This is a genomic window from Mycolicibacterium obuense (assembly GCF_055397605.1).
In genome coordinates this window covers 535,540-554,479 of the sequence record NZ_AP043663.1, presented here as the reverse complement: position 1 = coordinate 554,479, position 18,940 = coordinate 535,540, and the positions used below count along the sequence as shown (strand labels likewise).

At 69.2% G+C, this 18,940-nt stretch carries 22 protein-coding genes and 1 pseudogene; 8 read left to right on the top strand and 15 right to left on the bottom strand.

Going from position 1 to position 18,940, the window contains the following annotated elements:
• Positions 1–10: 10 nt before the first annotated feature.
• The 3 genes and pseudogenes from ACZ50N_RS02595 to ACZ50N_RS02585 form a co-directional block, all read right to left on the bottom strand.
• On the bottom strand, positions 11–493 hold the full coding sequence (locus tag ACZ50N_RS02595; RefSeq protein WP_464475749.1) for a GNAT family N-acetyltransferase: 483 nt from the start codon (positions 491–493) through the stop codon (positions 11–13).
• A pseudogene (locus tag ACZ50N_RS02590) lies at positions 491–913 on the bottom strand (SRPBCC family protein); the annotation flags it as partial. The gene ACZ50N_RS02595 and the pseudogene ACZ50N_RS02590, both read right to left, overlap by 3 nt.
• Entirely contained in the window at positions 910–1,233 is a 324-nt protein-coding gene (locus ACZ50N_RS02585) for an ArsR/SmtB family transcription factor (protein ID WP_464474554.1), read from the bottom strand. The pseudogene ACZ50N_RS02590 and the gene ACZ50N_RS02585, both read right to left, overlap by 4 nt.
• Positions 1,234–1,309: 76 nt before the next feature.
• Between ACZ50N_RS02585 and ACZ50N_RS02580 the strand changes: the two genes are divergently transcribed.
• Positions 1,310–2,044, top strand: coding sequence for a DUF899 domain-containing protein (locus ACZ50N_RS02580; RefSeq protein WP_464474553.1), 735 nt, complete (start codon positions 1,310–1,312; stop codon positions 2,042–2,044).
• Here the strand turns inward: ACZ50N_RS02580 and ACZ50N_RS02575 are convergent.
• Positions 1,993–3,657: an HNH endonuclease signature motif containing protein gene (locus ACZ50N_RS02575; RefSeq protein WP_464474552.1), complete on the bottom strand. Its 1,665-nt coding sequence runs from the start codon at positions 3,655–3,657 to the stop codon at positions 1,993–1,995. The genes ACZ50N_RS02580 and ACZ50N_RS02575 overlap by 52 nt on opposite strands.
• A gap of 122 nt (positions 3,658–3,779) precedes the next feature.
• Here ACZ50N_RS02575 and ACZ50N_RS02570 point away from each other — a divergent pair, with 122 nt between their 5' ends.
• A complete protein-coding gene (locus ACZ50N_RS02570) occupies positions 3,780–4,640 on the top strand; it encodes an SDR family oxidoreductase (protein WP_046365646.1) in 861 nt (286 codons plus the stop codon).
• Here ACZ50N_RS02570 and ACZ50N_RS02565 read toward each other — a convergent pair.
• The gene (locus ACZ50N_RS02565) at positions 4,637–5,248 is read right to left on the bottom strand and encodes a TetR/AcrR family transcriptional regulator (protein WP_073682642.1); all 612 of its coding nucleotides are present in this window, start codon (positions 5,246–5,248) and stop codon (positions 4,637–4,639) included. The genes ACZ50N_RS02570 and ACZ50N_RS02565 overlap by 4 nt on opposite strands.
• A gap of 61 nt (positions 5,249–5,309) precedes the next feature.
• Here ACZ50N_RS02565 and ACZ50N_RS02560 point away from each other — a divergent pair, with 61 nt between their 5' ends.
• The gene (locus ACZ50N_RS02560) at positions 5,310–6,170 is read left to right on the top strand and encodes an alpha/beta fold hydrolase (RefSeq protein ID WP_464474551.1); all 861 of its coding nucleotides are present in this window, start codon (positions 5,310–5,312) and stop codon (positions 6,168–6,170) included.
• Here ACZ50N_RS02560 and ACZ50N_RS02555 read toward each other — a convergent pair.
• From ACZ50N_RS02555 to ACZ50N_RS02530, 6 genes are read right to left on the bottom strand one after another with little or no spacing between them, the layout of a single operon-like run.
• Positions 6,134–6,538, bottom strand: a complete 405-nt coding sequence (locus ACZ50N_RS02555) for a hypothetical protein (RefSeq protein ID WP_073682640.1) — start codon at positions 6,536–6,538, stop codon at positions 6,134–6,136. The genes ACZ50N_RS02560 and ACZ50N_RS02555 overlap by 37 nt on opposite strands.
• The gene (locus ACZ50N_RS02550) at positions 6,539–7,756 is read right to left on the bottom strand and encodes an O-succinylhomoserine sulfhydrylase (protein WP_046365655.1); all 1,218 of its coding nucleotides are present in this window, start codon (positions 7,754–7,756) and stop codon (positions 6,539–6,541) included.
• Positions 7,753–8,166 carry a rhodanese-like domain-containing protein gene (locus ACZ50N_RS02545; protein WP_046365642.1) on the bottom strand — a complete coding sequence of 138 codons (414 nt, stop codon included), beginning with the start codon at positions 8,164–8,166 and terminating at the stop codon, positions 7,753–7,755. The genes ACZ50N_RS02550 and ACZ50N_RS02545 overlap by 4 nt, the downstream gene beginning before the upstream one ends.
• Before the next feature lie 19 nt (positions 8,167–8,185).
• Positions 8,186–8,626, bottom strand: coding sequence for an Rv0361 family membrane protein (locus tag ACZ50N_RS02540; protein ID WP_073682639.1), 441 nt, complete (start codon positions 8,624–8,626; stop codon positions 8,186–8,188).
• The gene (purT, locus tag ACZ50N_RS02535) at positions 8,623–9,747 is read right to left on the bottom strand and encodes a formate-dependent phosphoribosylglycinamide formyltransferase (RefSeq protein WP_464474550.1); all 1,125 of its coding nucleotides are present in this window, start codon (positions 9,745–9,747) and stop codon (positions 8,623–8,625) included. The genes ACZ50N_RS02540 and purT overlap by 4 nt, the downstream gene beginning before the upstream one ends.
• 24 nt (positions 9,748–9,771) lie before the next feature.
• The gene (locus ACZ50N_RS02530) at positions 9,772–10,254 is read right to left on the bottom strand and encodes a MarR family winged helix-turn-helix transcriptional regulator (protein ID WP_464474549.1); all 483 of its coding nucleotides are present in this window, start codon (positions 10,252–10,254) and stop codon (positions 9,772–9,774) included.
• Positions 10,255–10,315: 61 nt separating this feature from the next.
• Between ACZ50N_RS02530 and ACZ50N_RS02525 the strand changes: the two genes are divergently transcribed.
• Genes ACZ50N_RS02525 through ACZ50N_RS02515 form a run of 3 tightly spaced genes read left to right on the top strand, consistent with a single transcriptional unit; the run spans position 10,316 to position 13,820 of the window.
• Positions 10,316–12,343 (top strand): MMPL family transporter, encoded by a 2,028-nt coding sequence (locus ACZ50N_RS02525; RefSeq protein ID WP_464474548.1) that lies wholly within the window; start codon positions 10,316–10,318, stop codon positions 12,341–12,343.
• A 29-nt stretch (positions 12,344–12,372) separates the two neighbouring features.
• Positions 12,373–13,599: a cytochrome P450 gene (locus tag ACZ50N_RS02520; RefSeq protein WP_464474547.1), complete on the top strand. Its 1,227-nt coding sequence runs from the start codon at positions 12,373–12,375 to the stop codon at positions 13,597–13,599.
• Between the two features lie 50 nt (positions 13,600–13,649).
• Complete coding sequence (locus ACZ50N_RS02515) at positions 13,650–13,820, top strand: 4Fe-4S domain-containing protein (protein WP_236694262.1); 171 nt, start codon at positions 13,650–13,652, stop codon at positions 13,818–13,820.
• Here ACZ50N_RS02515 and ACZ50N_RS02510 read toward each other — a convergent pair.
• The 4 genes from ACZ50N_RS02510 to ACZ50N_RS02495 are packed head-to-tail and all read right to left on the bottom strand — an operon-like array spanning position 13,750 to position 17,445.
• Positions 13,750–14,394, bottom strand: a complete 645-nt coding sequence (locus ACZ50N_RS02510) for a hypothetical protein (protein WP_046364755.1) — start codon at positions 14,392–14,394, stop codon at positions 13,750–13,752. The two genes, ACZ50N_RS02515 and ACZ50N_RS02510, sit on opposite strands and share 71 nt — an antisense overlap.
• 23 nt (positions 14,395–14,417) lie before the next feature.
• Positions 14,418–15,530 (bottom strand): GGDEF domain-containing protein, encoded by a 1,113-nt coding sequence (locus tag ACZ50N_RS02505; protein WP_464474546.1) that lies wholly within the window; start codon positions 15,528–15,530, stop codon positions 14,418–14,420.
• Positions 15,531–15,550: 20 nt separating this feature from the next.
• The gene (locus tag ACZ50N_RS02500) at positions 15,551–16,159 is read right to left on the bottom strand and encodes a PaaI family thioesterase (RefSeq protein WP_046364737.1); all 609 of its coding nucleotides are present in this window, start codon (positions 16,157–16,159) and stop codon (positions 15,551–15,553) included.
• Entirely contained in the window at positions 16,156–17,445 is a 1,290-nt protein-coding gene (locus ACZ50N_RS02495; RefSeq protein ID WP_464474545.1) for an adenylosuccinate synthase, read from the bottom strand. Before ACZ50N_RS02495 ends, ACZ50N_RS02500 begins: the two co-directional genes overlap by 4 nt.
• Before the next feature lie 90 nt (positions 17,446–17,535).
• On the opposite strand from ACZ50N_RS02495, the gene ACZ50N_RS02490 reads away from it, so the two are divergent.
• Together ACZ50N_RS02490 and ACZ50N_RS02485 are read left to right on the top strand one after the other, a co-directional pair.
• Complete coding sequence (locus ACZ50N_RS02490; protein WP_110798023.1) at positions 17,536–18,108, top strand: peptidase M50; 573 nt, start codon at positions 17,536–17,538, stop codon at positions 18,106–18,108.
• A 9-nt stretch (positions 18,109–18,117) separates the two neighbouring features.
• On the top strand, positions 18,118–18,909 hold the full coding sequence (locus ACZ50N_RS02485) for a site-2 protease family protein (RefSeq protein ID WP_236694337.1): 792 nt from the start codon (positions 18,118–18,120) through the stop codon (positions 18,907–18,909).
• Positions 18,910–18,940 lie beyond the last annotated feature (31 nt).

Below are 18,940 nucleotides of genomic sequence, written 5' to 3'. Positions count from 1 at the left end.
TAGGCCCGCGCTAGGTGAGGGCTTTGAGAAAGGCCACTGGATACGTCTCACCGTCATACGGCAGCGGCTCGTCGAGCCGGGTGTACCCCATCGACTCGTAGAGCGCTTCTGCCTCGGGCTGGCGGTCGCCGGTGGTGAGGTAGACGCGGGTGTATCCGCGTGCCGCGATGGCAGATTCGAGCTGTTTCACCAACACCTTGGCGTGGCCGCGACGGCGATGGCGGCTGTCGGTCCAGATGCGTTTGAGTTCGGCGGTGGTGTCGTCGAAGCGCCGGAACGCTCCGCCGGTCACCGGCCGTCCGTCGAGCAGTCCGATCAGCAGACCACCGGAGGGCGGATCGAACTCGGCGGCCGGGTAGCCGCGCAGCCACGCGTGCACTCGATCGCGTTGCCCGCCGTAGCGGTCGGCGTACTCGACGGCCAGCTCGTCGATGAGCGGGGCAGCCAGCGGATCGTCCTGACCGACGGCAACGAAGCGGAGGCGCTGCGTCAGGAGCTGCCGGAGTTGGTCGGCGCTGACGGACCAGCCGTGGTCGTGGTCGTCGACCGCCTCGGCAGGCAGAAGCGTGTGCTCGATCGACATCACGGTCTCGTGGTCGCCGTGGGGTTCGAAGGTGACGTCGACGACGCTGGCGGCGCTCGGGTCGGCCCAGCCCGAGTGGCTCCAGGTGAATCGCAGGTGGCCGGGTCGGTCGACGACGAGGAACTGGCCGGAGATCAGGACCGAGCGGCCGCAGTCGTCGATGTCGAAACGCACGCGGCCGCCGACGTGAGGTTCGACGGTGACGGCGACACAGCGCGTCGGGCGCGGACACATCCAGTCCATCAGGGCGTCGGGGTCCAGCCATTCGCCGAACACGGCGTCGGGAGGTGCAGGCATCACGCGGCGGATGCGCACGACAGGCTGGGTCATCGGGTCTTCGAGCGGAGTCGTCGGGCGAGGGCGTCAGCGCGGTCGGACCAGAACTCGGTCTGCTCGTCGATCCACTGCCGGGCCGGAGAGAGCCCGCCGGGGTCCAGCGAGAGCCAGTGTTCGCGACCGCGGATCTCACGACGGACCAGGCCGGCGGCCTCGAGGACTGCGACGTGCCGGGAGACGCCCGCGAAGCTCATCGGTAGCGGCGCGGCCAGGTCGGTGATGCGGGCGTCGCCGGTACGGAGGGTTTCGAGGAGCCGCCGTCGCGTCGGATCGGCGAGGGCGGCATAGGCGCGATCGAGAAGATCTTCAACCATTCTGTTGACTATAGCGGCGGCTGATGGTTCTCTGACGTTCAACTCAAATGTTGAACGTTGGGAGGACGGTGTGACGATGGAGCCTCGGATCGTGTCGGCAACGGAGTGGCAGAAGTCGTTGGCGGAGATGCTGGTTCGCGAGAAGGAGTTGACCCGGGCGCGTGACGCACTCGCGGCGATGCGTCGGCGGATGCCGTGGACTGCGGTGCGCAAGGAGTATCGGTTCTCCGGTCCCGACGGGTCGGTCACGCTGCGGGACCTGTTCGCGGGCCGGCGTCAGCTGATCGTCTACCGGGCGTTCATGGACCCCGGAGTCGGCGGATGGCCGGAGCGCGGCTGCGTGGGGTGCTCGTTGATGGCCGATCATGTTCCGGATCTGTCGCATCTGCATGCCCGCGACACCACGTTCGTGTATGTCTCCCGAGGCTCGCAGGCCGACATCGCGCGCATCAAAAGCCGTATGGGATGGACGATTCCGTGGTTCACCATGCTGGACAGCGAGGATGGCTTCTTCGATGCCGATTTCGACGTCGACGAATGGCACGGCACGAACGCGTTCATCCGACACCCGGACACCGACGAGGTGTACCGCACCTACTTCGTCAACAATCGCGGGGACGAGGCGTTCGTCGGCACCTGGAACCTCCTCGACATCACAGCGCTGGGGCGGCAGGAGACGTGGGAGGACTCCCCGCCGGGATATCCGCAGTCGCCGCCGTATCAGTGGTGGCGGCATCACGACCGGTATGACCACGTTTGTCAGAACGGTGGTGGGTCGCCATCGACGGCATCAGCGGGTGGCGCGAGGTAGTCGTTCCACTTGTGTTGTTCTGCTGCGGATTTGGCGCGTTCTTGAGCGCGTTCGTGGTGGTTGAGTTCGCGTTCTCGGTGGATGTAGGCGAGGTGGTTCTGGGTGCGGCTGCGGCCGCGGGTGGGCATCATGAGGTGGCGGCCCGGGGTGGGTCGCTGCGTGGTGGTGGTGGTCGCCGGTGGTGGTCCGGTGCGGGTGTTCCAGGAGGGGAACAGCAGCCCCGAGAGCGGCGCGGTGGTGTAGGCGTGGCCGGTCGGGCTGATCAGATACAGGCGCCCGTCGGGGGTTTGGCGTTCGGTCCACCCCTCCCAAAAGGTTTTCAGTAAATGATGCTGGCGGCAATAGCATTTCGTGTTCGCCGGATGCGTCGCACCGGCCGGGTAGGGCACGGTGTGGTCGATGTCGGCGTGGGTGGCGGGTCGGTCGCAGCCGGGGAAGCGGCACGTCAGGTCGCGGGCGCGGACGAAGCGGTCCAGCGCGGCGGAGGGTCGGTAGCCGTCGGTGGCCAGGCCCTCGGTGGCACCGACGAAACGGACTGTCGCGCCATGAGCGATCAGTTCGGCCAGCAGCGGTGCGGGCACGATGCCCCCGCCGGGGCCCACGATCAGCGCCGCGCGCCGGGACTGTGTAGCGGCGGGCGGCGAGGCGACGGGTGCTGTCGCCGAATCGAGTTCGCCGGCTGCGTTGTCGACATCGCCGACGGCCTCGGCGACGGCCTCGGCGGCGGGCTCGGCCGGCTCCGCGGTGGGCGCGGTGTTTCGTGGCGTGGAGGCGGGCTTGGGTGTTTCGCCGTGCAGCTGCGGATCGGGTTGAGCGTCGAGGGTGGCCTGGTCGGCGATCACGGTGATCGTGATCGCCGAGGCGCGCCCGTCATCCACCCGCGCGGCGGCGCAGTCGGGGCGCCCGCAGCGGCACGTCAACGCGGTGGCGCCAGCGGCGATCGCCCCGACCGAATCCGCGCGTTTCTGATCCAGCGTGCGCGGATCGAACTCACACACCGAAGCGATCATCATCGCCAACCGAGACGCCAGCAGCGCCGCATCCGAGGCAGCCAACTGCCCGTACACACTGGTGACGCCATCAGCATCGCTGCGATCCCCGATGGTGAACGACCGATCCCGCGACCGGGTGCGCACCCGCCGCACCGCATCCGGATCGTAGGTCTCGATCCACACATCGATAGCGGCCTCGAGCTTCTTCTGCGACAACACCCCCCACCCCGCCACAGCGTCGACGAAATGCCCATCGAGCAGCCGCAAAGTAGCGGGATCGAGGACCAGCGCGGTGCGGGACACGATCGTCTTGACCACGTCCATCGTCACCTGCCCGTCGGCCAACAGGGCCCCCACGCCGGGGAACCGGTCACGCACGGCCAGCGCCAGGTCCATCAGCGTCGACGCCCGCCCCGGGCCCATCCCCAAAGCACACCCGATCTCGGCGGCGGCGGCGTCCCAGTCCGCGCACACCCACCGCTCCCGCTCCGGGCAACGGCGCCGCCGCCACAGCTCCGCGATCGCGGCCAGCGTGACCGCTTCAGCGCGCGCGGCCGCGGCCGTGGAGCTGGTCATCACCTCGACCAGATCCGCGTCTGCCACCCGCCCCACATCGAACACATGTACGAATCTACCCGCAGCCAAGCCCGTCGCGCTTCACCAAAAACCCAGCCTGTGGATGAAACAACCCCTGGGGATAACCCCCTTCCCGGCCAAACTTGACACGTGTAAAGTCGCCCCACATGGACAACATCCGCGGGAAGACGATCGCCATCACCGGTGCCGCGCGGGGCATCGGCTACGCCACCGCCGAAGCGCTGCTCAAGCGCGGCGCACGGGTCGTCATCGGCGACCGAGACGTCGCCCTCCAGGAGTCGTCGGTCGCCAAGCTCTCCAACCTCGGCCCCGCGTCGGGCTATCCCCTCGACGTCACCGACCGCGAATCCTTCGCGACATTCCTGGACAAGGCCCGCACCGACGGCGGCGGCCACATCGACGTGCTGATCAACAACGCCGGCGTCATGCCGATCGGTCCGTTCCTCGATCAGTCCGAGCAATCCATCCGCTCGTCGATCGAGGTGAACCTCTACGGCGTGATCGCCGGCTGCCAGCTGGCCCTGCCCGACATGATCGCCCGCCGCCGCGGCCACATCATCAACATCGCGTCGCTCTCCGGCGTCATCCCCGTGCCCGGTCAGGTCGTCTACGTGGGCGCGAAATTCGGCGTCGTCGGCCTGTCTGCTGCACTTGCCGACGAAGTCGCGCCGCACGGTGTGCACGTGTCGGTCGTGATGCCGCCGTTCACCAACACCGAGCTGATCTCTGGAACCAAGGAGATGTCCATCAAACCCGCTGAGCCGGAGGACATCGCGGCGGCCATCGTCAAGACGCTGAACAAGCCGAAGACGCACGTGTCGGTGCCGCCGGCCCTGCGGTTCACCGCCCAGGCTGCGCAGATGCTGGGACCCCGTGGACGGCGGTGGCTGAACGGAAAGCTCGGCCTGGACAACGTCTTCCTCGAGTTCGACCAGACCAAGCGCGCAGGCTACGAGCAACGCGCCCAGGCAGCTCAGGGCGTCGTCGAAGGCTCCGACAAGAACTAGCGCGCGATCCCGTCGATCAGACGGTCGCAGACCGCGTACATGTCGGATTTCGCCGCGGCCTGATCCGGTGCCCGCGCGATGAACAATGCCGCCTCGTCCAGCGCGCCCAAAAGCACGTGCGCCGTCGGCCGTAGCGGCTGCTCGGGAATCACACCGTCGGCAATCGCCTGCGCCAACATCGCCTCCACCACGCCGAGCCCGTACTGCATCCCCACCTCGCGCCAGCGCTGCCAGCCGAGCACTGCGGGCGCATCGATCAGCACGATCCGCTGCACGTCGGGTGCCGAGCACAGATCCAGGAAGAGCCGGGCGCCCGTCCGCATCGCCGCCAAGTGGTCAGCCGGCTCGGCCTCGGCGATCCGCGTGGCGATCTGGGTGACCAATTCGGCTTCGACTTCCTCGTACACCGCCGCGAACAGCTCGGCCTTGTCCGCGAACTGGTGGTAGAGCGCACCGCGCGTCACACCGGCGGTAGCGACGATCTCCTGTGTCGACACGTCGGCAAAACCGTTGACGGCAAACAGCTTTCGCGATGCGCCGAGTAGCTTCGCGCGGGTCGCGGCAGTGCGCTCCGCCTGGGTACGGCGAGGCCGAGGGTTGACTTCCATACAGTCAGTACGTAACTTTCATACTCAGTGTTCGTAAATGTCGACGCAAAGGATAGCCGGTATGCCCACCGTAGAACTGCCAGCCGCCACCATCGAGTTCCGCGAGTCGGGTCCGGCGGACCCGGCCTTCCCGCCGGTCGTCTTCGTGCACGGCGCCCTGGTCGACTCCCGGCTGTGGGATGCCGTGGCCACCGACCTCGCAGCACGCGGATTCCGGTGCCTGCAGCCGGATCTCCCGTTGGGTGCCCACCGCATCCCCGTCGGCGACCGCACCGTCCTGACGCCCCAGGGCATCGCGGACCTGGTGCACCAGTTCCTCGTCGAGCTGGATCTCGATGACGTGATCCTGGTCGGCAACGACACCGGAGGCGGCGTCTGCCAGTTCCTGATCGATGCGCACCCCGAACGGATCGGGCGGCTCGTCCTCACGAATTGCGATGCGTTCGATAAGTTTCCGCCGTTTCCGTTCAATGCGGTGTTCGCGGCGATGCGAACCCGGATCACGACCAGCGCGCTGATGGCACCCATGGGCGTCACCGCGCTGCGGCACTCCCCACTGGGCTTCGGCCTGCTCGCCCGCACGCTGGATCCGGCCCTGACCGCGTCGTGGCTCACCCCGGCCCGTACCGATCGACGCATCGCCGGCGACTTCGCCGCGCTGGCCCGCGGGATCGGCCGCACCGATCTGACAGACACCGCGCCGCGCCTGCACCGGTTCACCAAGCCCGTCACCATCGTGTGGGGCACCGAGGACCGTTGCTTCACAACGGCTTTGGGTCGCCGACTGGCGGCATTGTTCCCGAACTCGACCGTGATCGACGTCCCCGGCGCCAGCACGTTCGTGCCGCTGGACGCGCCCGAGGCGGTCAGCGCCGCGATCGTGCGTCAGGCGAACTCCGGTATCGGATCACCGAGTCGGTAGGCCTCGATGGCGTCGAGGTTGGCGAAGAACTCCTCGACACCGAACTGGTAGTCGTCGGCCGTCCCGACGAACACCACGTGCACGATCTCGCCGTCGTCCTCGGGAGTCAGCAACGCGACCGTCACGTTGACGACGTCGTCCTCGTCGGGAACGTCGGCCTCCGACGGCACCCAGTACCACGCCGCACCGGTCTCGTCGTCGACGTCCTCGGAGAACTCCCACCCGCGCTCGGTCAACTGCTCGTCGAAAGCCTCGAGATCAGAGGCGATTTCGAGCTGCTCGAGCATGCGCGCCGGAATCCAGCCCTCTTCACGCCCTGCCTGCCGCTTCTTGCGGCGGGCCTTTTTCTGCTCGGAGCGGCGCGACACCTAACCCAGCGCCTGATCGAGGTCGGCGATCAGGTCCTCGGTGCCCTCCAGGCCCACCGAGATGCGAACCACACCGTCGCCCAAGCCGATCGCCGCGCGCCCCTCCGGCCCCATCGCCCGATGGGTCGTGGTCGCCGGATGCGTGATCAGCGACTTCGAATCGCCGAGGTTGTTGGAGATGTCGACGATGCGCAGCTTGTCGAGAACCTCGAACGCCCGGTCCTTCGTGCCACCGGCGAGCTCGAAGGTGACGACGGTTCCGCCGCCGGTCATCTGCCGTTTGGCCAGGTCGAACTGGGGGTGCGATTCCAGTAGGGGGTACTTCACCCAGCTCACCGACGAGTGGGATTCCAGGAACTCGGCGATGCGGTGCGCCGACGAATTCTGGTGTTGCACACGCAGTGCGAGCGTCTCGAGGCCCTTCAGCAGAGTCCACGCATTGAACGGGCTCAGCGCCGGACCGGTGTGCCGCATCAGCTTCTGCACCGGGCCGTCGATGTAGTCCTTGCTGCCGAGGATCGCGCCGCCGAGCACCCGGCCCTGCCCGTCGATGTGCTTGGTGCCCGAGTAGATGACCACGTCGACCCCCAGCGGGAAGCCCTGCTGCAGGATCGGAGTGGCAAACACGTTGTCCAACACCACCTGTGCGCCCGCGGCGTGGGCGAGCTCGCTCACCGCGGCGATGTCGACCAGCGACTGCATCGGGTTCGACGGCGTCTCGAAGAACACCGCCTGCGTGGGCACCGACAGCGCTTCCTCCCACTGCGACAGATCGTCGCCGTCGACGAAAACCGTCTCCACACCCCAACGCGGCAGGATCTCGCTGCAGACCACGAAGCACGAGCCGAACAGGCTGCGCGCGGCCACAAGTCGATCGCCGGCGCCCAGCAGCGCGCCCAGCGCGGTGAACACCGCCGACATGCCCGTGGCCGTCGCGAAGCAGGCCGGAGCGCCCTCGAGCAGCCGCAGCCGTTCCTCGAACATCGAGATCGTCGGGTTGCCGTACCGGGAGTAGACGTAGCGGTCGATCTCGCCGGTGAACGCCTTCTCCGCGTCAGCTGCGCTCTCGTAGACGTAGCCCGACGTCAGGTACAGCGCCTCGGAGGTCTCCTCGAACCCGGATCGCAGCAAGCCACCCCGCACGCCGACGGTGGCCTGGCTGACGCCCTCGGGCAGCTCAGCGGGGGTACGCACCGACTTGCCAGGCGATTCGGTCACGACTGCCTCCACGGCAGGCCCACGGCTTTCCAGCCGGTGGCACCGCGGTGACCGTGCTCGTCCAGGTTGCCCTCGAACCCGTCGAGAATGTTGTACGACGGCCCGATGCCCGCCTCGGTGGCGGCTTCGGCGGCCCCGATCGACCGGTTGCCGGACCGACAGAGGAAGGCCACGGGCCTCTCCCCCGGGGTGATGCCGGCGGCCACGAGATCGTCGACGAAGCCGTCGTTGCGGGAGCCGTCGGTGCGGTTCCACTCGATGAACACCGTCTCGCGCTGCAGCGGCGTCAGATCCGGGACCCCCACGAAGCGCCATTCGGCATCGGTGCGGCAATCGACCAACACGGCATCGGGGTTCTCGCTCAGGAGCTTCCAGGCCTCCTCCGGCGAGATGTCTCCGGCATAACTCACGGTCGTGAGTGTCGCACAGCTAGCTGGGGCCGGTCGAACAGACCTTCCAGGCCCCGTCCTCCCGCGCGAACGGGATGTCGACCGTCTGCTTGGCATCCGGTGCGTTCGAGAAGTGATAGGTGACCGACGCGGTGGCCCGGTCCCCGTCGACCCGGACGTCGGTCACCCCGTCGAGGAATCGCTCCCCCTGCTTGGCCTTCGAATCCCGCTGTCTGTCAAGGATTCCCGCCTCGGTACCGATCTGCGCGGCGCACGTGTAGCTGCGGAAGTCCGCGTAGTCGTCGCGCTGCAGGGCGTCGTTCTGGCCGGCCGCGGCGCGCCCGATCAGTTGCTCGTCGGTGAGCTCCCCGCCGGAGAACACGTTGAACAGCCAGATTGCGATCACGATGGCGACAAAGATGGCCAGCGCACCGAGGAACGGCGCCGCCGACGTGCCGGTGGACTCGTCGGGCTCGGTCACGCGAGCCTGCGCAGTGCCGACGCGACGCGGCGCACGCGGTCGCGGGCCACGATCGGGTCGGGCGCGGTCGCGGTGGCCAACCAACGCTGCGAGGGGAACGACCGCACATCGCTCTCGGCGACCGCGAGCGCCTCGCCGAGCGCGGCGCGCCACGAGTCGTCGGCGAGCTCGTGGTCGTCCGAGGAGATCTCCATCGCCGCCGGCGACACCATGATCGTGTCGACGGGCAGCCCGAGCACGGCCCGAGCATGCAGTTCGTACGCCGAGAGCCGCTGCGAACGCAGCGTCACCAGCGCACTGTCCCGCGGCCGGGGCGCGACATCGCTGAAGTACACCTCGTCGCCGCGGACCAGCAGCTCGACCGCGAAGACGCCACGACCGCCGAGGGAGTTGACGATCCGCGCGGCGATCGACTTCGCCGCGTCCAAGGCCGCAGATGGAAGATGCTGCGGCTGCCAGGATTCCAGCGTGTCGGCCGACTCCCGGTGATGACCGATGGGTTCGCAGAAGCTGACGGTCGGTCCCGACGGCCCGGTGGTGCGCACGGTCAGCAGCGTCACCGCCACGTCGACCTCCACCACCGTCTCGGCCAGCACCCGCTGCAGGCTGAGTCGGCCACCGGCCACCGCGCCGCGCCAGGCCGGCTCGATGTCGTCGGCGCGCAGCACGATCGACTCTCCCTCGCCGGGTGCCGCGGTCACCGGCTTGACCAGCAGCGGGTAACCGGCGTGCTGGGCGACCGCGGTGAGTTCGGCCACCGAGCCGGCGAACCAGAACGGTGCCGTGGGCAGCCCGAGTTCGTCGGCAGCCAGCCGGCGCAGCCCTTCCCCGTCCACCGACAGCCGCAGCGCACGCGGGGTCGGCAGCACCTCGACGTCGTCGCGGTCGGCGGCCGCGAGCAGCGCATCGGTGGCGACCCCACCGGCGTCGGCGACGACGAATCGGGGCTGGGTCTCGTCGATCAGCGCTGTCAGCGCATCCGCATCGGTCATCGCGGCCATGTCGTCGGACACCGTCACCCGGGCGCCCAGCCGCTCGAAGGCCAGCGCCAGGTCACTCGTGTGCTCACCGCCCCCTAGCAGCAGCACCGATGTCGTCTCGGCCGCAGTCGTCTCACTCATCGAGCATCCAGCCTGCCAGAACCTTCACTCGGGGGTGACGTGCAGATCGGTACCGAAGGCGCGCATCGACTCGACGATGGCGCCGAACACCCGGTGAGCGGTCTGCAGATCAGCGTCCGGCACGTCGGCCAGCGCGCTGCTGAGATGGCCGGCCAGCGGGGTGAAGAACTCGCGGCCGACCTCGAGACCGTGGTCGGCGACCCGCAGCTTGACCTTGCGCCGATCGGCGGGATCGGGTTCGCGCAGGACGTGGCCGGAGGCGATCATCCGCTCGACCAGGTAGGTGATCGCCGCGCCGGACATGCCCATCCGCTCGCGCAATCCTCCGGCCGCGAGCGGATCACCGCCGGATTCGGCGACCATCACGTGCAACAGCGCGCGAAAGTCGTTGTCCGACAGGCCGTGGCGGGCGGCGAAGGCGTGACCGATCTGGTCGGACTGGGCGGTCAGCGCCCGCACGTCCGCGGCAATGAGCGCTTCCAGCGCGGCTCGGTCTTGCTCTGGCACGTCCGACACCTTACCGCTTGTTCATTTGATTAACGTTTAAGTATCTGAAATATTGGTCGGCATGAGCAGACGACTGTCGTGGTTGATCGCGCTGGTGATCCTCATCGCGTCCGGCGCCGCCCTCGGGCTGCTGAGCGGCGGTTCCTCCGGCGAGCAGTCGCCGGTGCCGGTACCCGCCGGCGCCGAGTCGACGCGCGCCGACGCGCTGCGTGACGACTTCCCCGGCGGTGACAAAGCACCGGCGCTGCTGGTGCTGACCCGCACCGACGGCGCAGCGCTGAGCCCCGCCGACCGGACCGCCGCCGACGCGGCGCGCGAGCGCATGCTGGTCGCCGCCGGGGACACCGGACCCGGCGGCCCCCCCGTCCAGGTCTCCGAGGACGGCCAGGCCGCGATCGCCGTGGTTCCGCTGCCCGCCGATCTGTCCGGCTTCGCGCTCGGCGACGAGGTCGCGAAGCTGCGCACCGCCGCCGGCGACGGCCTGCCCACAGACCTGCGCGCGCAGGTCACCGGTGGACCCGCGTTCGGCGCCGACATCGCCGACTCCTTCTCCGGCGCCAACATCACGCTGCTCGCCGTCACCGCCGCGGTGGTGGCCCTGCTGCTGATCGTCACCTACCGCTCGCCCGTGCTGTGGCTGGTGCCGCTGCTGGTGATCGCGTTCGCCGACCGTGCCGGCGGCGTGGTGGGCACGGCCGTCGCCGAGGCGCTGGGCATGTCCCCGGACGGGTCGACGGCCGGCATCACCAGCGTGCTGGTGTTCGGTGCAGGCACCAACTACGCGCTGCTGCTCATCTCCCGATATCGGGAAGAACTGGGCCGTCATCAGTCTCACCACGATGCGCTCACCACAGCGGTGCGCAGAGCCGGGCCGGCGATCATCGCGAGCAACGCGACCGTGGTCCTCGCGCTGCTGACCCTGCTGCTCGCGTCCTCCCCCAGCACCCGCAGCCTCGGAGTCCAGGCCGCGTCCGGCCTGGTCGTCGCCGCCGTGTTCGTACTGCTGGTACTACCGCCGTTCCTCGACCTGTTCGGGCGAAAGCTGTTCTGGCCGTTCATCCCGCGCCTCGGTGCCACCGCACTGACCGAAGGCGGGGCATGGCATCGCGTGGCCGCCGGGGTGGCGCGCAAGCCGGTCGTCGTCGCCGTCGTCGCGATCGGGGTGCTCGCACTGCTGTGCACCGGGCTGCTGAAAACGCCCATCGGGCTGTCGCAGACCGAACAGTTCCGCGTGCAGGCCGAATCGGTCAGCGGTTTCGAGACCCTCGCCGACCACTTCCCGAGCGGCGTCACCGATCCCACGGTCGTCATCGCCTCCACCGAGCGCACCGACGCCGTCCAGCAGGCGATCACCGGCACCCCCGGCGTCGTCTCCGCCACCCCGACCGGCACCTCGCCGCAGGGTCTGACCCAGTGGTCTGTCGTGCTGGCCGCCGAACCGGCCTCCGACCAGGCCTTCGACACCGTCGACGCGCTGCGCGCCGCCGTTCACGGCGCCGACCCCGACAGTCTGGTCGGCGGCTCGGACGCCAAGGCCCGCGACGCTGCCGGCGCCGCCGGCCACGACCGTGCGCTGGTCGTGCCCGCGATCCTCGCCGTCGTGCTGCTGGTGCTGTTCGTGCTGCTGCGCTCGGCGCTGGCGCCGGTGATCCTCGTCGCGGTCACCGTGCTCAGTGCGCTCGCTGCGCTCGGTCTCGGCGGCTGGGCCAGCGTGCATCTGTTCGGCTTCCCCGCGCTGGACAACACGGTGCCGCTGTTCGCGCTGCTGTTCCTGGTGGCGCTCGGCGTGGACTACACGATCTTCCTGGTGACCCGCGCCCGGGAGGAGACGCCCGAGCACGGCACCCGAGACGGCATCGTCCGGGCCGTCTCGGCGACCGGAGCGGTGATCACCAGCGCCGGGATCGTGCTCGCCGCGGTGTTCTGCGTCCTCGGCGTGCTGCCACTGATCGCGCTGACGCAGGTGGGCATCATCGTCGGGCTCGGCATTTTGCTGGACACGTTCGTGGTGCGCACCGTCGTCATCCCGGCGCTGTTCACGCTGATCGGTCCGAAGATCTGGTGGCCGGCGCTGCGAGCGGAAAGGTAGCTGGGCTAACGGTCAGGTAGCGTCGAGAGATGAGTCAGGCCGATACCCGCACCGAACCGGAGGCCGGGCTGCCGCCGCTGCACATGCGCCGCGACGGCCTCGACCCGACACCCGCGCTCGCCCAGATCCGCGACAGCGTCGGCGTCGCGAGTGTCACCAACGCCTTCGGCATGCAGGTCTTCCTCGTCACCCGCCACGAGGACGTCAAGTCGGTGCTCAGCGACCACGCACGGTTCTCCAACGGCAGGCCGCCCGGCTTCGTCGTCCCCGGGGCACCCCTCATCGACGAGGAGGAGGCCGCACGCAACCGCGCCGGCAACCTGCTGGGCCTGGATCCGCCCGAGCACCAACGGCTTCGGCGCATGCTGACCCCGGAGTTCACGATCCGGCGGATCCAGCGGCTGAAGCCCCGCATCGTCGAGATCGTCGACGCGCAACTCGACGCGCTCGACGCCGCCGGCTCCCCTGCCGACCTCGTCGAACACGTCACGCTGCCGATCCCCTCCCTGGTGATCTGCGAGCTGCTCGGAGTGCCCTACGCCGATCGCGACGACTTCCAACGCCGCAGCGCGCGTCAGCTCGACCTGTCCGCCCCGATCCCCGAACGGCTGCAGCTGCAGCAGGAGGGCCGCGCCTACATGGGCACCCTCGTCGACCGGGCCCGGGCCGCTCCGGGCGAGGACATCCTCGGCATGCTGGTGCGCGAACACGGCGACGACCTCACCGACGACGAACTGATCGGCATCGCCGGACTCCTCCTGCTCGCCGGCCACGAGACCACGTCGAACATGCTCGCGCTCGGCACGGTGGCGCTGCTGAGCCATCCCGACCAGATGGCCGCCGTGCGCGACGATCCCGCCGCGGTGGGCCCCGCCGTCGAGGAGCTGCTCCGCTACCTGTCGATCGTGCACACCTCGATTCCGCGCATCACCACCACCGACGTCGAGATCGCCGGGGTGGAGATCCCGGCTGGCCGGCTGGTGTTCGCCTCACTGCCCGCCGCCAATCGAGACCCCGAATTCATCTCTGCGCCAGAACAATTGGACATCCGCCGGGGTGCACCGGGGCATCTTGCCTTCGGCCACGGCGTGCACCACTGTCTGGGTGCGCCGCTGGCGCGCATGGAGATGCAGATCGCCTTCCCGGCACTGCTGCGCCGATTCCCGACGCTGACGCTGACCGAGGACACGAGCGAGATCGCGTTCCGGTCCTTCCACTTCATCTACGGCGTGGCGTCGCTGGGGGTGCGCTGGTGAGCAGGGTCAGCGCCGATCGGGAGATCTGCATCCAGTCGGGCAATTGCGTGATGGTCGCCGGTGACGTCTTCGACCAGGACGACGACGGCGTGGTCGTCGTGCTCACCGACGAAGTGAGCGGCGACGCCGAGGAGCGGGCACAGCAGGCCGTCAACCTCTGTCCGGCAGCGGCATTGGCACTGCAGGACCGCTCGGGGGACGACGCAGCATCAGCAGGCTGACCACCAGCACCCACGCCGGGAACGTCAACGTCATCCACGGGGTGACGTCACCGGCGATGAGCACGCTGACGGCGACCAGATAGGTCGTCACGACCAGCCAGCGCGCCATCAATCCGGTCCGCAACCAGATGGTGGCCAGCGACATCATGAACACCGCGGCCATCCGCAGCGCATAGGTGTTGGTGAGCGCCAGCAGCAACCCGTGGGCGAACGCCACCACTTCCGGGTCAGCCTCGATACCGGCCTTCCTGCCGGCCAACAGGCCCGCTTCGACTGCCGTCCCAGCGAACACCATCGCCAGGAACAGCAGGCCGCTGCCGATGAACACGGTGGTGAAGAACCGGTCCTCGAGCCGGCCCAGGCTGTCCCGGACCACGCCGATGAACCACAGGAAGGCGATGCCCGCGAACGGCGTCAGCACGATCGAGATGCGCAGCCGGGTGCTCGTCGCCGGCTCCGGCAGACGCAGCGCCACCAGCACCGCGGCGAACAGCAGCGCGAACACCACTCCGGCCAACGCCGCGGCACGTGGGGTGGTGAGGCTGTGCAGTTGCCGACCCGAAGGCTCCGTCATGCGCGTCATAGTGACACGCACGCTCAGTGTTCGGCGGCGAGACCGTCGCCGACGACCACGGTCTGGTTGCCGCCGACGCTCTTCGCCCGGTACATCGCGCCGTCGGCCAGCTCGAGCAGCGAACGCACCGTCGACGAGGCTTCCCGGTCGGTGCTCCACGCCGTCGCGACGCCGACGCTGACCGTCGGCACCACCGCGGCGCCACACCGGGCCACCGCGTCGTGCAGCTGCCCGCCGACCGATCGCACGGCCGTCGGCGGCCCGAGGACCACCACCGCGAATTCCTCGCCGCCGGTGCGCGCGATCAGCGACGGCACGTCCGCGGCTGCCACCGCGCTCCTGATGGCGTTGGCCACGGCCACCAGCACCGCGTCGCCGACGTCGTGGCCGTGGCCGTCGTTGATCGTCTTGAACTTGTCGATGTCGACGGCCAGCACGCCGAGGTGGGCGCCGTCCTCGGACACCAGTCCGGCCACCTCGTCCTCCAGGCCGCGCCGGTTGAGCAGCCCGGTCAGCGGGTCGTACAGCGAATCCACTGCGCCCATCCGCAACGCCAGCAGGTAGGACTGCACGATCACCTGCACCCCGATCACGGTCGGCAACAGGACCAGCAGGCGGATGGTGACCACACTCGTCGCGTTGGTGCCCTGGGCAAGGGCGATGCCGTACATCACCGCGAACGCCACCACGGTGAACGCGAGATGCGCCGCCAGTGCGCGCGGGCCGTGCAGCACCACGATGTAGATGCCGTTGGCGGCGAGCAGCGCCAGGCCCGGCATCGCGGTGAACGCGTCCTGGTAGCAGGCGATCACGGCGATGGTGCCGAGGTCGGCATAGATCGCGAAGGCTCGGGACTGCCGCTCGGTCGGTGCGGGCCCGACGATCCAGATCACGCCCACGATCGCGGAGCTGACCGCCACGGCGATCACCAGCGGACGGCCGTTCACCGCGCCGCCGTCGCGCGCCGCCCACACCACGGTCAGCAGCGCGGTCACCCCGTAGAGCAACGTGAACGACCCGATGAACAGCTGATGGATGCGCATCAGCCCGCGAGACTGCAGATGGCGCCTGGTCCATTCGTAGTCGAACGGCTGCCGCCACCAGATCAGCAGGTACTCGCGTAAGCCCTTGTCCATCGCCCCCCTGAGAAGCAGCGCTAGGGCTGTCCGGGGAGCAGCCTGATCATCAGTCCGTTCGCCTCGGCGAGCACTGTGCCGTCCGGCCCGAGCAGCTCGGCGTTGACGAACGCCTTGCGCCCCTGCGCCTCGCGCAGCCAGCCCTTCGCGGTGAGCACCGTGTCGATCGGTGTCACGTTGCGATAGTCCACGTGCAGGAACGCGGTCCGGCTGATCGGGCGCCCGGTGGCATGGATGACCATTCCGAACACGCTGTCGAACAACAACGGCAACACTCCGCCGTGGACGGCACGGTTCCCGCCCACCGAGAACCGACTGAACTCTACCTGCAGTTCGACGCCTGCGTCAGTGAAAGAAATGATGCGATACGGCGGCATCAGCAAGCTTCCGGTGCCTGGCAGCGACGGTGCGCGGTTCGCCGGGCCCACCCCTTCGTCGGCCTCGAACGGGGCGAGGAGTTCGACCAGCCGTTCCACCTGATCGGCAGCGTCGTCCCACGTCGCGGCGTCCGGGGCGGCCGACACCGCGAGGTCCTGGGCGCGGCGCATCGCCGTCAGGAATCGAGCGAACCCGGGCGGCGGAGTGACCGGCTGGAGGTCCGGAAACCCGCCCCGGGCCGCATCCGTCACGCCAGCACGTCGCGGCGCACGATGGTCTGATCGCGGCCCGGACCGACGCCGATGCACGAGACATGTGCGCCGGCGAGCTCTTCCAGGCGCAGCACGTAGTCGCGCGCCTTGGCGGGCAGATCGTCGAACTTGCGCGCCCCGGAGATGTCCTCCCACCAGCCGGGCAGTTCCTCGTAGATCGGCTCGGCGCGGGCGATGTCGGTCTGCGTCATCGGCATCTCGTCGGTCCGCTTGCCGTCCACGGTGTAGCCGACGCAGATCGGCACCGTCTCCAAGCTCGACAGCACGTCCAGCTTGGTCAGGAAGTAGTCGGTGATGCCGTTGACCCGGGTCGCGTACCGGGCGATGACGGCGTCGAACCAGCCGCAGCGGCGCCGCCGGCCGGTGGTGACCCCGATCTCGCCGCCGGTCTTGGCCAGGTACTCGCCGTGTTCGTCGAACAGCTCGGTCGGGAACGGCCCCGACCCGACGCGCGTCGTGTAGGCCTTCAGGATGCCGAGCACCGTCGTGATGCGGGTGGGCCCGATCCCCGAACCGACGGCCGCTCCACCGGACGTCGGATTCGACGACGTGACAAAGGGATACGTGCCGTGGTCGACGTCGAGCAGCGTGCCCTGCGATCCCTCGAGCAGCACGGTCTCACCCTGTTCGAGTGCGGTGTTGAGCAGAAGCCGGGTGTCGGCGATGCGATGCCGGAAGCCCTCGGCCTGGGCCAGCAGGTTGTCGACCACCTCGCCGGCGTCGAGCGCCTTGCGGTTGTAGATCTTGACCAGCACCTGATTCTTGAATTCCAGTGCGCCCTGGATCTTTTCGGCCAGCAGATCCGGGTCCAGCACGTCGGCGACGCGGATGCCCTGCCGGGCGATCTTGTCCTGGTAGCACGGGCCGATACCGCGACCGGTGGTGCCGATCTTCTTGCTGCCTGCGTAGCGCTCCACGACCTTGTCGATGGCCACGTGATAGGGCATCAGCAGGTGCGCGTCGGCCGACAGGAGCAGCCGATCGGTGTCCACGCCGCGGTCTTCGAGGCCGCGCAGCTCGGTCAGCAGCACGCCCGGGTCGACGACGACGCCGTTGCCGATCACGTTGGTCACGTCGGGCGTCAGAATGCCCGACGGAATGAGGTGCAGGGCGAAGTTCTCCCCCGTCGGAAGCACCACCGTGTGGCCGGCGTTGTTGCCGCCCTGGTAGCGCACCACCCATTGAACCCGTCCACCGAGCAGGTCGGTGGCCTTACCTTTGCCCTCGTCGCCCCACTGGGCGCCGATGAGGACGATTGCCGGCATGCCGCGCCTCTCCCGCTCGAATGCTGTGCATAGTGTGTGCAGCCGGTGAGCTACCTTATCCGATCCCGCGCTACACCCCCGTCTGTCGCGGTGTGCAGCCCCGGCGGCGCCCGGGTGCCGCGCCCGCTGCGCGAGCTTCCGGGCACCGATCTGGACCAGGTCGGGACGTGGCGCCGCGTCGTCGTGGTCGGCGCCGAGGCCGATCTGGCGGCCGTGCTGAAGGCGCTGCTGCGCGCCGATCGCCTCGACGTCGAGGTGGCGCACGTCCGCCGCGCGTTCGGCGCCCGCCGGGCGGTGCACGCCCCGGCCACCCGGGTCCCCCTGATCAGGGACGAGACCGGCTCCGTCGTCGTCGGCACCGCGCTGTGGCGGCCGCCCGAGGGCGAGCGCACCCTGCACGGCGAGGCCGTCGTCGACGACACCGTGCTGTTCGACGGTGAGGTGACCGGGGTGCGCGTGGAGCCGACCCGGCAGCTGCCGGGGCTGCGCGCGGCGGTCGAGACAGGGCGGTGGCGGCCGCGGCGCTGGGTGGCCGGCCGGGCCGCGCAACTGGGCACCACCGGCGCGCAGGTGGTGCGCGACGGCGCGCCCGGGCCGCGGCCGGTGCGACGCTCCACGTTCTACCGCCACACGCAGGGCTGGTTGCGCGTCGGCCGCAGGTAGCGTGGGTGCGTGAGCGTGATCAGAGGCGGGGGCCCGCTGCGCCAGTCGGTACGGCCGAGCCCCCTGTTCCTCGTCCTGATCGCCGTGACGGCCGCCGGCGGGGTCGCGGCGTGGCTGGCGGCAGCCGAAGTCGGCCCGATGGCCTATCTCGGGGTGTTCGTGTTCGTGATCTTCGGCTGGCTGATCTCGCTGTGCCTGCACGAGTTCGGACATGCCTACTCGGCGTGGCGGTTCGGTGACCGCGACGTCGAGGCGCGTGGCTATCTGACGCTCAACCCGCTGAAGTACTCGCATCCGCTGCTGTCGCTGGGCCTGCCGGTGCTGTTCATCGCGCTCGGCGGGATCGGGCTGCCCGGCGGCGCGGTGTACCTGCGGACCGGCTGGATGGGCGCGTGGCAGCGCACGGTGATCAGCCTGGCCGGGCCGGCGGCGAACGTCGTGTGCGCGATCGTGCTGCTGACGGCGACCCGGCTGTTCTACGACCCCGGGCACTCGGTGTTCTGGGCCGGGGTCGCATTCCTCGGGTTCCTGCAGATCACCGCGTTCCTGTTGAACATCCTGCCGATCCCCGGGCTGGACGGTTACGGCGCACTCGAGCCGCACCTGAGCCCCCAGACGCAGCGGGCGGTGGCGCCGGCCAAGCAGTGGGGCTTTCTGCTGCTGATCCTGCTGCTCTTCGCCCCGGGCGTGAACCAGTGGTTCTTCTCCGGGGTCTATGCGCTGTTCGAGCTGTCCGGAGTGCCGGCGTATCTGTCGGCCGTGGGCGGCGAGCTGACGCGGTTCTGGTCGGCCTGGCAGTAGCGTCTTGCCATATATGCGTTAGTACGCATAT